Raw genomic sequence first — 14,940 nt, 5'->3', positions numbered from 1 at the left:
GACCCTCCCCGTCCCGGCGCTTGAGCCCCCCGGTTCCCCGGCGTATCATGGCGCGCCCTGCGCAACCCGCCGGGAGGAACCGCGGTGACCACCCAGCGCCCGCTCAAACCCCTGTCGGACCGGCTCAACCGGTGGATCGACCGGATCCGGCCGTCGGAGCACACGGCCACCCTGTACATGGCCGTGGCCGTGGGGCTTCTGGCCGGGGCGGGGAACATCGCCTACCGCCGGCTGATCCACCTGGTGCACCGGGTGGTGTTCGAAACCGGCTGGCACGTCCTGGGCATCGACTACGGGTTCCCGTTCCTTCTGCTCCTGCCGCTCCTGCCGACCGTGGGCGCGGCCCTCCTCGTTCCCCTCGACATGCTCTTCCCCGGCGAGGTCCGGGGGTACGGGCTCCCCCGGTTCCTGGAAACCGTGAACTTGAAGGGCGCGGTGTTCCGGGCCCGGACCCTCGTGGTCAAGTCCCTGGCCTCGGCCATCACCATCGGCACCGGCGGATCGGCCGGAACCGAGGGGCCCATCGCCCAGATCGGCGGGACCTTGGGGTCGCTGGTGGGCCAGGTGCTCCGGGTGGGGCAGGAGCGGCTCCGGACCCTGGTGGCCTGCGGGGGGGCCGGGGGGATCTCGGGGACGTTCAACGCGCCGATCGCCGGGGTGTTCTTCGCCCACGAGATCGTGCTTCTTCGGAACTTCGACGCCACGAGCTTCACCCCCATCGTGATCAGCTCGGGGCTCGGGGCCCTGGTGACCCGGACCTTCGAGGGGAACCGCCCCGCCTTCGAGGTGCCCCGCCACTACGTGCTCCGCAGCCCCTGGGAGGTGGTGTTCTACTGCGTGCTCGGGGTGCTGGTGGCCCTGGCCGCCGTGGCGTTCATCCGGAGCTTCTACGACCTGACGGACCGGTTCGCCCGGTGGAAGGCCCCCGAGCGACTGAAGCCCCTTGCCGGCGCCGTGCTCACCGGGGTGATTGGGATCGCCCTGCCCCAGGTCCTGGGCGACGGGTACGAGCACATCGAGGCCGCCCTGGCCGGGCAGATCGGGGGGGGGCTGCTGTTGGCCCTGGCCGGGGCCAAGATCCTCGCCACGGGGCTAACCCTGGGCAGCGGGAACGCCGGCGGGGTGTTCGCCCCGAGCCTGTTCATCGGCGCGATGCTGGGCGGGGCCTACGGGAGCCTGGTGCGGGCCTGGTTCCCCTCGCTCGCCGCCGGGCCCGGCGCCTACGCCCTGGTGGGCATGGGCGGGTTCCTGGCCGCGGCCACCCACGCCCCCATGACCGCGATCTTCCTCATCTTCGAGATGACCGGGGAGTACTCGGTGATCCTCCCCATCATGTTCTGCTGCGTCATCGGGTACACCGTGTGCCGGTATTTCCAGCGGGAGTCCATCGACACCCTCGAGCTCGCCCGCCGGGGGATCCACCTGGAGGAGGGCCGGGAGGTGGGGCTCCTGGAATCGATCCGGGCCGAGGATGTGATGAACCCCGAGGTGGAGGCGATCCACGAGGCCACGCCGCTCCGGCAGCTCCTCCGGGTGATCCCCTCGTCCCGGCACGTGACCTTCCCCGTGGTGGACGACGAGGGCCGGCTCACGGGCATCCTGAGCCTCCAGGACCTGCGGGAGGTGGCCTACGAGGAGGGCCTCGAGGACCTCATCGTGGCCAAGGAGCTCGCCACCCCCCGGGTCATCACCATCTTCCCCGACGAGACCCTGCGGGATGCCCTGGCGAAGATCGGCTACCGGAACATCGAGCACCTGCCCGTGGTTCGCCGGGATGACCCCCGGAAGGTGGTGGGCATGCTCTCCCGCCGGGACATCCTGGCCGCCTACAACAAGGCCCTGATCGACCGCACGTTCCGGGGGGCCCAGACGTGACCCACCCACCGGCGTTCGACCCCGAGGCGATCCGATCCCAGCTCAACCCGGCCCAGTGGGAGGCGGTGTCCCACGGCGAGGGGCCGCTCCTCATCCTGGCCGGCGCGGGGAGCGGCAAGACCCGGGTGCTCACCTACCGGATCGCCTACCTGATCGGCGCGGCCGGGGTGAGCCCCCGGGAGATCCTGGCCGTGACCTTCACGAACAAGGCCGCCCGGGAGATGCTCCGCCGGGTCGAGGCGCTCCTGGGGAGCCGGTCGGCCGGCATCTGGATCGGCACGTTCCACGGGGTGTGCCTGCGGATTCTCAGGGCCCACGGCCATCTCTTGCCGGTGGGCCCGGAGTTCACCATCTACGACGCCGACGACCAGCGCCGGCTCGCCAAGGCCGTGGTGGACGAGCTGGGGCTCGACGGCCGCCGGACCGCGCCCGGGGCGCTCCTGCACCGGGTCCAGCGGCTCAAGGACGACGGGATCCCGCCCGAGCGCCTCCCGCCGGAGACCGACCGGACCCTCCGGGACTTCTACGAGCGCTACCAGGGGCGGCTGCGGGAGGCCCGGGCTATGGACTTCGGCGACCTCCTCCTGGAGACGCTTCTCCTGTTCGAGCGCCACCCCGATCTGGCCGACCACTACCGGCGCCGGTTCCGGCACATCCTGATCGACGAGTTCCAGGACACGAACCGGGTCCAGTACCTCCTGGCCCGGCACCTCGCGGCCCTCCACGGGAACCTGTGCGTGGTGGGGGACGACGACCAGTCCATCTACAGCTGGCGGGGCGCGGATCTCCGGAACATCCTCGCCTTCGAGCAGGACTTTCCGGGCGCCCGGGTCGTGAAGCTCGAGCAGAACTACCGGAGCACCCAGGTGATCCTCGACGCCGCCTGGTCGGTGGTGAGCCGGAACCGCCACCGCCACCCCAAGCGGCTCTGGACCGACCGGGGCGAGGGCGAGCCCCTGGTGGTCCACGAGGCCCGCACCGAGGAGGACGAGGCCGCCTGGGTGGCCGACACGATCGGGGAGCTCCGGCGCCAGGGCATGCCCCTGGGGGAGATCGCCGTTCTCTACCGGGTACACGCCCTGTCCCGGCCCCTCGAGGAAGCTCTCCTGACCCGGGGGATTCCCTACGTGGTGTACGGGGGCCTTCGGTTCTACGACCGAAGGGAGGTCAAGGACGCCCTCGCGTACCTGCGCCTCGTGGTGAACCCCGACGACCCCCTGGCGTTTCGGCGGGTGGTGAACGTGCCGCCCCGGGGCATCGGCCGGGCCACGCTCGAGGTGGTGGAGGCCCTGGCCCGGGAGGAGGGGATCGGTCTGTACGAGGCGGCCCGCCGGGCCGTGGCCGAGGGCCGGCTCAAGACCCGCCAGGCCCGGAGCCTCGCGGGATTTCTGGGGCTCCTGGACGGGTGGCGGGAGATCCACGCCGCGGTGCCCCTCCGGGAGCTCCTCCTTCGGATCCTGGAGGACTCGGGATACCTGGAGGCCCTGGCCAAGGAGGACCCGCGGGAGGCCCAGGAGCGCCGGGAAAACCTGCAGGAGCTTTTGAACGCGGCCGAGGCGTTCGAGCGGGACGAGGGCGGGGGGGCCAAGGCGTTCCTCGACCGGGCCGCGCTGGTGAGCGACCAGGACCTGGGCCCCGACCGCGCCGAGGCCGTGACCCTGATGACCCTCCACGCCGCCAAGGGGCTCGAGTACCGGGTGGTGTTCCTGACCGGGCTCGAGGAGGGCACCCTGCCCCACCAGCTCAGCATCTGGGAGGACGGCGACGTGGAGGAGGAACGGCGGCTCTGCTACGTGGGCATGACCCGGGCCAAGGACCGGCTGTTCCTGAGCCGCGCCCGCATCCGGCGGGTGTACGGGCGGGACGAGGGGCTCCGGGACCCCAGCCGGTTCCTGGGGGAACTGCCGCCCGGGGCGTTCCGCCGGGTCGAGCCCGAGCCCGCGGCCCCGTCGTACGGTGACGAATCGCCCGATCGTCTCCCCGGCGAGACGGCGGACGACGGCGGCCTCTACCTCCAGCCCGAGCCCGGCGCCGTGACCTTCCGGCCCGGCATGCGGGTGCGCCACCCCGCCTACGGTGCAGGGCGCATCCTCCGGGTGCAGGGCCGGGGGCCCGCCACGAAGCTCGTGGTGCAGTTCGCCGAAAGCACCCGGAAACTCCTCGCCTGGGTGAGCGACATCGAGATCGCGGCCGAGGACCTGCGCTAGGCGCAGCGCGCGCCCTTCGCACACCACCCGCTTCTTTCCCCCTTTTCTGCTCCTCCGGCGGCAGCCCTTCACTAGTTGTAATACCAAGTTGCGTTCAAACAGACACCTAGCCCGGGGCCCGGCAAGGGGCCTGGTTCCGGCCGTGCGTGAGTGCGGCATCCGGCTTACTCTGCATCCGGCACTCAGCCCGGCGGCTCCATGAACGGCGAAAACGCGAACGTTGGCGAGCCATCGATGGGCTCATGGCGAGGGAGACATCGGCTGAGTGCCGGATGCAGCGACTGTAGGAGCCACGCCCGGCGCTCCACCAGGCCCCTTGCCAGGCCGAATCAGGAAACGGTGGCTTTGAACGCGACTTGTATAAGTCGGCCTTCCCCGTGGGCCGTTCCGCAGGCGGGCGCCGCGTCCTTCCTCCGGCCCGTTCCTCCCCCGCGAGCGCTTCCCCTGCGCCGTGTCTCCGCTCCGGGGAAACGGCAGGGGGAGTCGATCCCCGTCGGTCCAGGGGGCCCCTGCCCTGATTTGCAATGGAACGCCGTTTTGTGCAATAAGGGGGGTCTCCCATCCCGCTGCCGGATTTCCGGTGCGGCGCGAGATCGTCACTCCCTCGTACGACATGGTGGTCCGCCACGGGCGCGGCGGCGTCCCGGACGGGCGCGTTTCGCCCCGGGTCCGGGGCATCCCGTTCGACCGACGACCGAGGACCGACGACTGTATGACCGATCTTCAAAGGAGGTGTGCCATGACCCCACCCCATTGGACCGACACGCGAGCCTTTGACCCCGGCCGGTTCGTCACGCACCTGAACGCGGTTCCCGGCCTGCGCCCCGAGGAGCGGGAGAAGCTCGAGCCCGTGGCGCGGCGGTTCCGGTTCCAGGCCCCCGCCTACTACCTTTCCCGCATCTCCTGGAGAAACCCGACGGACCCCCTGCGGCGGATCGTGGTCCCCGATCCCCGGGAACTGGAGGGAGACGGGAGCCTCGACCCCTCCAACGAGAAGGCGAACCGGGTCCTGCCCGGCGTGCAGCACAAGTACCGGGACACGGTGGTGGTGCTTCTCACCGACCAGTGCGCCGGGCTGTGCCGGTACTGCTTTCGCAAGCGGCTCTTCATGCAGGAGGAGCGGGAGTGCCTGCAGGATCTCGGCACGGCCGTGCGGTACGTCGCGGAGCACCCGGAGATCCGGGACGTGCTGTTGACCGGGGGTGACCCGCTGGTGCTTCCCACGGCCCGGCTGCGCGAGGCGGTGCTCGCCTTCGCGGCGGTGCCCCACGTGGCCACGATCCGGATCGGGTCGAAGACCCCGGCGTACAACCCACTGCGGATCCTGAAGGACCCCGGCCTGTTCGCGCTCGTCCGGGAGGTGCGGACCCGGGGCAAGGCGCTCGCGGTGATGACCCACTTCGACCACCCGGCCGAGCTCGGCCCCGAGGCCCGACGGTGCGTGGAGCGGTTCCTCGAGGCGGGGGCCCAGGTGTTCAACCAGTGCCCGCTGGTTCGGGGGCTCAACGACGACCCGGAGGTGCTGGCCGAGTTGTACCAGGAGCTCGTGGGCCTCGGCGCCACCCCGTACTACCTGTTCCAGATGCGGCCGGCCGTGGGGAACCGGGCGTTCGCCGTGCCGATCGTCGAGGGGTGGCAGATCCTCCACCGGGCGCGGCGCCGGCTCTCGGGGCTCGCCCGCCGGGTGCGCTACGCCATGAGTCATGCCTCGGGGAAGATCGAGATCGTGGGGGTGGACGAGGGGGCCGTGTACGCCCGGTACCACCGGGCCCGGAACCCGGCCGACGAGGACCGGGTGCTGGTGCTGCCCCGCAACGACCGGGCCCTTTGGCTCGAGGATTTCTTCGCCGACGCGGAGGAGGACCGGGACGCCCTGGCCTCGTGAGGCCTTCGGGTTCCCTGCGCCCCGATACGACAACGGCCACCCGGCGCTGACGCACCGGGTGGCCGTTGTCGTGTGCGCGTGGCGCCGCCGGCCGAAGACCGGAAAAACCGGCAGCGACCGAGGTCAGATCAGAAGGGTACGTCGTCGTTGGGGTCGAAGCCCGGGTCGTCGGGGCCGGGGAAGTCGTCGGGTCCGGCAAACGCGTCGTCCGGCGCCGGGCCCCCCGGGCCCCGGCGGGGGCCGGCCGGGGCGCCGTCCTGGCGGGTGCGGCTCAGGAACTGGATGTCCTGGGCCACGATCTCGGTCTGGTACCGGGTGTTGCCGTCCCGGTCCTCCCATTTGCGGGTCTGGAGCCGGCCCTCGATGTACACCTGGGTGCCCTTCTGGAGGTACTGGTTGCAGATCTCGGCCAGGCGGCTCCAGGCCACGATGTTGTGCCACTCGGTCTTGTCCTGCCACTCGCCGCCGATCTTCGCCCGCTCGGTGGTGGCCAGCGAGAAGTTGCAGACCGCGGTGCCGTTCTGGGTGTACCGGAGTTCCGGGTCCCGCCCCACGTTGCCGATCAGAATCACCTTGTTCACGCCGCGTGCCATCTCGTCTTCCTCCGTCTCGTCCGTTTCGTCGGCCCCGCGATTCTAGGAGACCCGGCTCACCACGTCCAGGTGGCCACGGCCGCGCCGCCCCCGGGCAGGAACACCAGGTCCCACCGGGGGAGCGCCCCGGCCTCCCACCGGGAGAAAAACCGGCCCTCCTCCCGGCGGTTCCATTTGTGGGCCGCGTTCATGGAGCTGGTGATCGTGCCCCCGTACCATCCGAGCTCGAGCGCCCCCAGGATGCCGGCCAGGGCCCACTGGTCGGCCCGGGCGGCCTGCCAGGTGCCCCAGAGAAACGCGCCGTTGAGCACCAGCGCGACGGCGGCGTCCCGGGGCCGGCCGGTGTAGAGGTGCCCGGCGCCCGGAAGCACCGCCGAGAGGAGCCCCGCCGCGGCCGGGCTCTTGCGGGGCAGGGCCTCGTACTCGGCCCGGAGGTCGCCCCGTTCCCCGGGGGCGCCCCCCATCCCGGCCCGCAGCCGGGCCAGGGTGCCCAGGGTGCGGTCCTCCTCCCCGGCGTCCGGGACGAGGGCAGCCCGGGCCGCCTCGGCGTACCGGCCCGCCCGGTACAGGGCGCCGGCCCAGAGCCGCCGGTGCTCGGCCGACGGGGCGAGTTCCTGGAGCCGGCCGAAGGCCTGGGCCGCCTCGTCCCACCGGCCGGCCAGGGCGTAGGCCCTTCCCAGCCCCTCGAGGGCCCGGAGGGCCTCGGGCGCGTCGGGGAAGTGGTGGAGGATCCTCAGGTACTCGGTGGCCGCCCGGAAGCTGTCGCCGGAACGGAGAAGCGCGTTCCCGAACGAGAGGATCCCTTCGGCCGTGTCGGGCGGGGGCGCGGCCCGGGCCCCGAGGGCCAGGAGCACCAGGGCCGCCAGGGCCAGGCCGGCCGCCCTAGGGCGCAAGGCGCCCCCTCCAGAAGGCCAGATCCTGGTCCACCGGGTCGTGGACCTTCCACCGGCCGTCCACCCAGATCCGCGGGGCGAACCCGGCCTCGTCGGCCTCGGAGACCAGCCGGCCGAAGGTGAGAAGGAGCCCCACGAGGGGGCCGTGCTCCCGCAGGGCTTGGGCGGCGTAGGCCGAGCAGGTGGGGTGGCTGGGGCAGCGGTCGCCGTCCACCCGGCTCACCGTGGCCTGGTAGAGCCGGACCCCCCAGCCGAGGGCCGCGGCGGCCGGGTTCGTGGGTCCCGGGGCCGGTTCCTCCCGGGCCACGATCCAGCCGGGCGGGGCCCAGGGGGCGGCCCGGCCCACGCCCGCCGCCCCGAGGAGGAGCGCGAGGGCGAGGAGGCACCCCTTCCGGGCCGGCGAGGGCATCACGCCCCCGGGCCGTTGGGCGGGGCCGGCCGGTACACGAGCTCGGGGGCCTTCAGGGTCACCTTGGTGCCCGGGGGAACGCTCTCGGTGAGCCAGACGTTTCCGCCGATCACGCAGCCCCGGCCGATCACGGTGTCGCCCCCCAGGATCGTGGCGCCCGAGTAGATGATCACGTCGTCCTCGATGGTGGGGTGGCGCTTGTGCCCCCGCACGAGATCCCCCCGCTCGTCCCGGGGGAACGACAGCGCCCCCAGGGTGACCCCCTGGTACAGGGTGACCCGGTCCCCGATCTCGGTGGTTTCCCCGATCACCACGCCGGTGCCGTGGTCGATGAAGAACTCCCGGCCGATCCGGGCCCCGGGGTGGATGTCGATCCCGGTCTGGCCGTGGGCGAGTTCGGTCATCATCCGGGGCAGGAGCGGCACCCCCAGGTCCCAGAGTTCGTGGGCCAAGCGGTAGACCGCGATGGCGTAGACCCCGGGGTAGCAGAACACGATCTCGTCGTAGCTCTTGGCCGCGGGATCGCCGCGGTAGGCGGCCACCACGTCCCCCGACACGAAGTCGCGGACCTTGGGGAGCCGGTGCAGGAACTCCAGGGCCTGGCGCTGCCCGGTGTCGAGGCAGTGGGTGCACAGGCTCTCGGTACGCCGGCACTCGTGGCGGATCGACCGGGCGATCTGGAGGCTCAGCCGGTCGAAGAGTTCGGCCGCGCCCTGGCCCACCCGGTAGGGCAGGCTCCCCCAGTCGAGCTCCTGGTGGCCGAAGAACCCGGGGAACACGAGCCGGATCATGAGCCCCACCAGGTCGGTGACCTCCTCCTTCGAGGGGATCAGCGCGGCGTCCACGTGGGCGATGTGGGGCACCGTGCGGCAGCTCTCCACGAGCTTCTCCACGGCCTCCGGGAGCCGCGCCCGGTACTCCTTGTGGTGCCTCGCCTCGGTTTCGCAGGCGGCCGGATCGCCGCTCGGGGTCACGCACGAAAGCTTTTCGCCGTCCATCGGGTTGCCTCCTTTGGTCTACTCGAGGCCGAGCCGCCGGAGCACCTCGGCGGCCCGGGCCGTGAGCTCGGGGGGATGGGCCACCTCGGCGGGCCACTCCCGGTCGTACCCCTCCGCGGGACCCTTGGCCGTGGCGTCCACGCCGACCTTCCCATCCCGGAGGAAAAGATCCCGCACGGGATCGAGGCTGGCAAGGGCCCGCCAGGCCAGGAGCCGCAAGGGGTCCTCGGCCCGGCCCTCCACGGCCACGGCCACGGCCACCCCGGGGTGCTCCAGGGCGGCTGCGGCCAGGTCGCGCCCCTCCCCGGCCCGGGTTTTTCCAACCACGAGGAGGGCCAGGGTGAGGCGGGCCTCCGGCAGGGGGATCCGGCAGGCCCGCACGCCGGGACACCGGTCCCGGAGGAAGCCCAGGAGTTCGTCCTCGGAGGGGGGTGGGGTGCCGGGGGGCGGGGGCTCCCCGTGCCCCGGCTCCCCGGGGAGGGGCCGGGTGGCGTCCACGCCGAGCTTTCCGCCCCAGAGCGGCCGGAGCCCCGAGTGGTCGAGGGCGTCGAGCACCCCCTCGGTCACCACGAGCCCCTCGGGAAGGCGCAGCCGGTCGAGCACGGCCTTCGCGGCACCGGCCACGTCGGTCACGTCCACGTCGTCGTCGAGGGCCACGAGCACCTTGGTGAAGCTCATCTGGCCCGCGCCCCAGAGCCCCTGGAAGAGCCGCCGGGCCTGCATGGGGAAGTGCTTGTCCACCGCGAGGAGCGCCAGGTTGTGGAACACCCCCTCGGGCGGCAGGTGCATGTCCACGACCTCGGGCCACTGGGTGGCCAGGAGCGGGGCGAAGATGCGCTCGGTGGCCCAGCCCATCCAGGCGTCCTCCATCGGCGGGATGCCCACCACCGTGGCGAAGTAGAGGGGGTTGCGGCGGTGGGTCACGGCGGTCACGTGGAACACCGGGTAGGGCTCGGCCGGGGAGTAGTACCCGGTGTGGTCCCCGAACGGGCCCTCGATCCGGGTTTCCCCCGGGTTCACGTACCCCTCGAGCACGATCTCGGCCGTGGCCGGCACCTCCACGTCCACCGTGAGGCACGGCACCATCTCCACCGGGGCCTTCCGGATGAACCCGGCCAGGAGCATCTCGTCCATGCCCGGGGGCAGGGGCGCGGTGGCGCAGTAGGTCACCACCGGGTCGGTGCCGATGGCCACGGCAACGGGCATGGGCTTTCCGGCTTTCCGGTAGGCGTGGTAGAGCCGGCTTCCGTCCTTGTGCACGTGCCAGTGCATCCCGGTGGTGGCCCGGTCGAACACCTGGAGCCGGTACATGCCCACGTTCTGGCGGCCGGTCTCGGGGTCGCGGGTGAACACGCAGGGGAACGTCACGAAGGGGCCCCCGTCGTCGGGCCAGCAGTGGAGCACCGGAAGCCGGGTGAGATCCACGGCCTCGCCCCGGTGGACCACCTCCTGGCAGGGGGCCGCGCCCCGCCGCACCCGCTTGGGCCGGAGTCCCCGGAGTTCGGGGAGCCGGCGCACGAGGTCCACGGTTTCCCGAAGCCCCTGGGGCGGGGCGGTGCGGAGCCATCCCCGGATCCGGGCCGCCACCGCCTCCACGTCGTCACCCAGGGCCAGGGCCATGCGCCGCCGGCTTCCGAAGGCGTTCACCAGCACCGGCAGATCGTACCCGGCTGGGTGTTCGAACAGGAGGGCCTTGCCGCCACCCGGCGCCTTCATCATCCGGTCGGCCACGGCCGCGATCTCCAGATGGGGGGAGAGGGGGTCGGGGATCCGGGCGAGCTCGCCGGCCGCATCCAGGGCGGCCACGAACTCCCGCAGGCTTCGGTAGGGAGGCATGGACGTCGGGATCCTCAGCTTGACCGTTTGGAGGGGGCCTGGGTAGGCTGGCGCCCCATCGCTCCGACGGAAGTGGGAAACGATGAACTCTAGCAGAGCGCCGAAGAATGTGTCCACCCGGCGGACCGTGCACCGGGGCCGGGTGGTGGACCTGGGGATCGAGGGGGTCGAACTGCCCGACGGGGGAAGGCTGTTCCTCGAGGTGGTGCGGCACCCGGGGGGCGCGGCCGCGGTGGCCCTGGACGACGGCGGCCGGGTCTGCCTGCTCCGGCAGTTCCGGCACGCGGCCGGCGGGTGGCTCTGGGAGCTTCCGGCGGGGAAGCTCGACCCCGGCGAGGATCCGCTGGCCACGGCCCGGCGAGAGCTGGCCGAGGAGGCCGGGGTGGAGGCCGCCCGGTGGGAGCCCCTGGGATCCATCCTCCCCACGCCCGGGTTCTGCGACGAGGAGGTCCACCTGTTCCTGGCCCGGGACCTCCGGCAGGTGCCTACCGCCCACGGGGCCCATGAGCGGATCGAGGTCCACTGGGTCGCCTTCGACGAGGCCGTGGCCCGGGCCGCGGCCGGGGCGATCCGCGACGCGAAGACCGCCGTGGGCCTCCTGCGGGCCGCCTGGCGGGCGCGCGGGGGGGCGCCGTGAGGCCCTTGCGGGTGGGCCGGATCGGGTTTGCGAACTGCACCCCGCTCTATCTCGCGTTGGAGGAGGCGGGGCTCCCGGGGGTGGAGTACGTGGAGGGGGTGCCGGCCGAGCTCAACCGGATGCTCCGGGAGGGCCGGGTGGATCTGGCCCCCTCGTCCTCGGCCGAGTACCTGGCCCGGCCCGGGCTCTACGGGTTCTTGCCCGACCTTTCGATCTCGTCCATCGGCCCCGTGGCCTCGGTCCTCCTCTTCTCCCGGCACGCCCTCGAGGACCTGGACGGCCGGACCGTGGGGCTCACGCCCGCCTCGGCGACCTCGGTGTGGCTCGTGCGGGTGCTCCTGGAGCGGCGCCTCGGCCTCACGCCCCGGTACGCCGGGCCCGGGGACGGCTGCGATGCGGTGCTCTGGATCGGGGACCGGGCCCTCCGGGAGGCCCGGGCCGGCGCGTGGCCCCGGGTGTACGACCTGGGGGCCCTGTGGCACGAGGCCACCGGCACGCCCTTCGTGTTCGCCCTGTGGATCTGCCGGCGGGAGGCCTTCGAGGCGGATCCTCAGGGGGTCCGCCGGGTGTACCGGGCGCTGGTGGAGGCCCGGCAACGGGCCTACCGTACCTACCCCCAGCTCGCCCGCCGGGCGCCCGAGGCGGCCTGGATGGGCGAGCCCGAACTCCTCGCCTACTGGCAGACCATCTCCTACGACCTCACGGCCTGGCACCGGGAAGGCCTCCGGCGGTTCGCGACCGAGGCCGCCGCCCTGGGCCTGATCGACGCGGTGCCCCCCCTGCGGCCGCTGCCGGTGGAAGAGGTCTAATACCAAATTACGTTCAAACAGACACCCATCCCGGGGGCACGGCAAGGGGTCTGGTTCCGGTGCAGCGGTTGTAGGAGCCACGCCCGGCGCTCCACCAGGCCCCTTGCCGGGCCGAATCAGGAAACGGCTGCTTTGAACGCAACTGGGTATAACCCCTCGCGTTCAGGCCGCCTTTCGCGGGGGCCGAGACCCCGGCCGGGCCCGGGCGTCGGCCCGCCGGGCCGCGTGGAGGAGGAAGTGCTCGGCGGGGAGGCTCTCCCAGAAGGGGTCCGGGCCGATCCACCGCTTCCGCTGGAGCCAGCGCTGAAGCTCCACCGGGCCCCGGGGTGGCCGAGGCTGGCCCTGGGCGTCGCGCTCCCGGAATCGCAGGCGCCGGGAATGCACGGGCCTCCCGCCCACGGAGAGTTCGACCTCGGGTCCGTCCACCAGGAGCCCGAACGCCTCGGCCCGTTCGGCGAAGGCGGTGCCCTCCATGAGGGTGAACGGGCTCGCCACGACGACGTCGAGGAACGGCACGATCTCCTCGAGGAACCGCAGGGTTTCCTCGAGTTCCCCGTCGCCCGACCCGGGCAACCCGAAGATGAAGAACCCGAGGTTGGCAAGGCCGGCTCCGTGGGAGTCCTGAAGCACCCTTCGGACGGTGGAGAGGCGGGTGCCCTTGCCCGCGATGTCCAGGAGCCGCTGGGCTCCGCTCTCGATCCCCCAGCTCACCCACCGGCACCCCGCCCGGTGGAACCTGTGAAGCCGCTCGGCCGTGAACGCGCCCACGGGGCGGCCCAGCACGTGGAACCGCACGTCAACCCCCCGCTCGGCGAGGGCCAGGGCCAGGGCGTCGAGGGCCTTTGGGGGCACGTAGAGGTCGGCGAAGTAGACGTGCCGGATGCCGTCCCGGGAGAGGGCTTCCAGATGGGCCGCGAAGGCGTGGGCGGCGAGCGTCTGGCGGTACGGTTCGGCGTGGGTGTGGGCGCAGAACCGGCAGCGCCGCCATTGGCACCCCCGACCGAACAGGAGGGGAACCACGGGTTCGGGGTTCCAGTACCGATCGAGGGGCAGCACCCGGGGGTCGGCGGCCGGAAGGGGCGACGCGGCCGACGGGGGGATCTGGCGGGCGCCCCCCGGCGTGCGCACCCAGGCACCGGGAACGACGTCCAAGGGGGTTCCCAGGCAAAGCTGGCGCCACGCCTCCTCGCCCGGCCCGGTGACCACGGCGTCGAGGGCGGGGCACGCCGCGAGGAGTTCGGCCGGGTGGAGGGCCGCGGTGCAGGCGCCGCCCAAGACAATCCGGGCCCGGGCCCCCAGGCGCCTTCGGGTCGCAAGGGCGATCACCAGGGCCCAGGGAAGCTGGTCGAGGCAGAGGACCGAGATCCCCAGGAGTTCCGGGTCGGATGCCAGGGCGTCCTCGAGGACCCGGTCGGCGAACGTCGAGAGGTCGAGCCCTTCGGCCAGCCTGCGGCGGAGGATCGCGGTCTCCCTGCGCAACACCTCCTCGGTGCGCGCCCGCACCGCGGCGATCGGCCCGTACCCCTGCGGGTCGTAGAACGCCCCCGACGCCCCCCGGAGGGCGGCCCGTCGGGCCGGTTCCTCGGGGTCGGCCGAGGCGACCCGGTTCCACACGAGGACGTTTGCGTCCACCAGGGTCAGGGTCGTGCCCGGCGGCGTCACGGCGGCCAGGTGCTGGAGGCCCAGGGGCACGTAGGTCGGGCTGGCCAAGGGGGGAAACACGAGGGTCGTACGCATCCCGCTCCTCCCGCGCAACGAGGAGAGCGCGTACTTCTACGGATCCGGCCAGCCCAACGCAACAAAAAAAGAAGCCCCCGGGGGAACGGGGGCTTGGGGGAAGAGGCCTCGCGATAGGAGGCTCGGCGAACGGTCCGTGTGGGGTGTGGGGCCGTTCGTTGCCCGCTCTGAAGCAATCCCCGTGCCATCTTGTAACTCCTAGAAACAAAAGGGCTTCGCTTTTAGCCCTCCAGAAAATGTGGGTTTTGGCGCAATCAACCGGTGGGTGAAAACGCGCCGTTCCCCCACGGGTCCGAAAAAACGACCGGGGCCCGAAGGCCCCGGTCATCCCCGTTGGGAAGGGGAGGGAGGGGTGGGGGGATCAGCCCTTGGGCTTGGGGAGCACCTGCTCGAACGCGTCCTCGTCCATCAGCGCCCCGCGGGCCACGAGCTGGCGGTATTTGAGGAAGTCGATCACGTCCTCCCCGGTCATCTTCCGGGTGCTGAACGCCGTGAACCCCAAAAACGCCTCGCACATCATGTTCGCCGCCAGCCAGTGCCGGTTCGCCAGCTTCGCCTGATCCCAGAAGAACTTCTTCTTCGCCCGGATCATGTCGATCGACATCTGCAGGCACCCCGGGAACAGGTTCGCAAACCGCCAGATGATCTGGTTCACCTCCTTGTCCAGGAGCTCGAAGTCCACCGTGCACGACTTCACGAGCTCCTTGGCCTTCTGGGCCTCCTCGCCCGTCTTGAACTCCCCGTACACGATCTCGCCGTCGCGCACGTAGTCCTCGGTGATCACCTGGGGGTTTCGGATGAACGTGCCGTCCGCCGTCTTCAGCACCGGCACGGCCTTCGAGATGAGCCCCTTGGCCTTCATCTTGTAGGCCGACCACAGCTCGCACGAGATGCAGTTCCACATGGCGTCTTCCATGGTGAGGAACCACGGCAGAAAGTCCGTGGACCCGCCCACCGGGGCCGAGCCGTGCTTGGGCCCGGCCTGGCCGAACACCGCCAGATCCGAGGCGATCGCCAGATCGCAGGCCATGCCGATCTCCTGGCCCCCGGCCACCCGCATG

At 72.0% G+C, this 14,940-nt stretch carries 12 protein-coding genes; 5 read left to right on the top strand and 7 right to left on the bottom strand.

Going from position 1 to position 14,940, the window contains the following annotated elements; genetic code table 11:
* Nucleotides 1-84 precede the first annotated feature (84 nt).
* The 3 genes from ACY0I8_RS06775 to ACY0I8_RS06765 all read left to right on the top strand — a co-directional run bounded on the left by ACY0I8_RS06775 (nucleotide 85) and on the right by ACY0I8_RS06765 (nucleotide 5,967).
* Complete coding sequence (locus ACY0I8_RS06775) at nucleotides 85-1,875, top strand: chloride channel protein (RefSeq protein WP_461394140.1); 1,791 nt, start codon at nucleotides 85-87, stop codon at nucleotides 1,873-1,875.
* On the top strand, nucleotides 1,872-4,082 hold the full coding sequence (locus ACY0I8_RS06770; protein ID WP_461394139.1) for an ATP-dependent helicase: 2,211 nt from the start codon (nucleotides 1,872-1,874) through the stop codon (nucleotides 4,080-4,082). The genes ACY0I8_RS06775 and ACY0I8_RS06770 overlap by 4 nt, the downstream gene beginning before the upstream one ends.
* 739 nt (nucleotides 4,083-4,821) lie before the next feature.
* Complete coding sequence (locus ACY0I8_RS06765; protein WP_461394138.1) at nucleotides 4,822-5,967, top strand: KamA family radical SAM protein; 1,146 nt, start codon at nucleotides 4,822-4,824, stop codon at nucleotides 5,965-5,967.
* A gap of 128 nt (nucleotides 5,968-6,095) precedes the next feature.
* On the opposite strand, the gene ACY0I8_RS06760 is transcribed toward ACY0I8_RS06765, so the two are convergent.
* From ACY0I8_RS06760 to ACY0I8_RS06740, 5 genes are read right to left on the bottom strand one after another with little or no spacing between them, the layout of a single operon-like run.
* Complete coding sequence (locus ACY0I8_RS06760; RefSeq protein ID WP_459942729.1) at nucleotides 6,096-6,560, bottom strand: single-stranded DNA-binding protein; 465 nt, start codon at nucleotides 6,558-6,560, stop codon at nucleotides 6,096-6,098.
* A gap of 56 nt (nucleotides 6,561-6,616) precedes the next feature.
* A complete protein-coding gene (locus ACY0I8_RS06755; RefSeq protein WP_461394137.1) occupies nucleotides 6,617-7,453 on the bottom strand; it encodes a tetratricopeptide repeat protein in 837 nt (278 codons plus the stop codon).
* Nucleotides 7,443-7,862, bottom strand: a complete 420-nt coding sequence (gene yidD, locus ACY0I8_RS06750) for a membrane protein insertion efficiency factor YidD (protein WP_461394136.1) — start codon at nucleotides 7,860-7,862, stop codon at nucleotides 7,443-7,445. Before yidD ends, ACY0I8_RS06755 begins: the two co-directional genes overlap by 11 nt.
* Nucleotides 7,862-8,860 (bottom strand): serine O-acetyltransferase EpsC, encoded by a 999-nt coding sequence (epsC, locus tag ACY0I8_RS06745; protein WP_461394135.1) that lies wholly within the window; start codon nucleotides 8,858-8,860, stop codon nucleotides 7,862-7,864. Before epsC ends, yidD begins: the two co-directional genes overlap by 1 nt.
* An 18-nt stretch (nucleotides 8,861-8,878) precedes the next feature.
* The gene (locus ACY0I8_RS06740; protein ID WP_461394134.1) at nucleotides 8,879-10,696 is read right to left on the bottom strand and encodes a menaquinone biosynthesis decarboxylase; all 1,818 of its coding nucleotides are present in this window, start codon (nucleotides 10,694-10,696) and stop codon (nucleotides 8,879-8,881) included.
* Nucleotides 10,697-10,778: 82 nt separating this feature from the next.
* Here ACY0I8_RS06740 and ACY0I8_RS06735 point away from each other — a divergent pair, with 82 nt between their 5' ends.
* Both ACY0I8_RS06735 and ACY0I8_RS06730 read left to right on the top strand, forming a co-directional pair.
* Nucleotides 10,779-11,333: an NUDIX domain-containing protein gene (locus ACY0I8_RS06735; RefSeq protein ID WP_461394133.1), complete on the top strand. Its 555-nt coding sequence runs from the start codon at nucleotides 10,779-10,781 to the stop codon at nucleotides 11,331-11,333.
* Nucleotides 11,330-12,142 (top strand): menaquinone biosynthetic enzyme MqnA/MqnD family protein, encoded by an 813-nt coding sequence (locus tag ACY0I8_RS06730; RefSeq protein ID WP_461394132.1) that lies wholly within the window; start codon nucleotides 11,330-11,332, stop codon nucleotides 12,140-12,142. The genes ACY0I8_RS06735 and ACY0I8_RS06730 overlap by 4 nt, the downstream gene beginning before the upstream one ends.
* 162 nt (nucleotides 12,143-12,304) lie before the next feature.
* Here the strand turns inward: ACY0I8_RS06730 and ACY0I8_RS06725 are convergent, their stop codons facing one another.
* Together ACY0I8_RS06725 and ACY0I8_RS06720 are read right to left on the bottom strand one after the other, a co-directional pair.
* Complete coding sequence (locus ACY0I8_RS06725; protein ID WP_461394131.1) at nucleotides 12,305-13,879, bottom strand: B12-binding domain-containing radical SAM protein; 1,575 nt, start codon at nucleotides 13,877-13,879, stop codon at nucleotides 12,305-12,307.
* A 361-nt stretch (nucleotides 13,880-14,240) separates the two neighbouring features.
* On the bottom strand, nucleotides 14,241-14,940 hold a 700-nt coding region (locus tag ACY0I8_RS06720), incomplete at its 5' end, for an enoyl-CoA hydratase-related protein (RefSeq protein ID WP_461394130.1).

The organism is Deferrisoma sp., assembly GCF_054681715.1.
The sequence above is the reverse complement of the archived record's forward strand: the minus strand, read 5'-3'. Positions and strand labels throughout refer to the sequence as shown.

Excerpts from the sequence above, each read along its gene's own strand:
- epsC (WP_461394135.1), bottom strand. The coding sequence starts at position 8,860 with ATGGACGGCGAAAAGCTTTCGTGCGTGACCCCGAGCGGCGATCCGGCC.
- ACY0I8_RS06735 (WP_461394133.1), top strand. The coding sequence starts at position 10,779 with ATGAACTCTAGCAGAGCGCCGAAGAATGTGTCCACCCGGCGGACCGTG.
- ACY0I8_RS06760 (WP_459942729.1), bottom strand. The coding sequence starts at position 6,560 with ATGGCACGCGGCGTGAACAAGGTGATTCTGATCGGCAACGTGGGGCGG.
- ACY0I8_RS06740 (WP_461394134.1), bottom strand. The coding sequence starts at position 10,696 with ATGCCTCCCTACCGAAGCCTGCGGGAGTTCGTGGCCGCCCTGGATGCG.
- ACY0I8_RS06765 (WP_461394138.1), top strand. The coding sequence starts at position 4,822 with ATGACCCCACCCCATTGGACCGACACGCGAGCCTTTGACCCCGGCCGG.
- ACY0I8_RS06725 (WP_461394131.1), bottom strand. The coding sequence starts at position 13,879 with ATGCGTACGACCCTCGTGTTTCCCCCCTTGGCCAGCCCGACCTACGTG.
- yidD (WP_461394136.1), bottom strand. The coding sequence starts at position 7,862 with ATGCCCTCGCCGGCCCGGAAGGGGTGCCTCCTCGCCCTCGCGCTCCTC.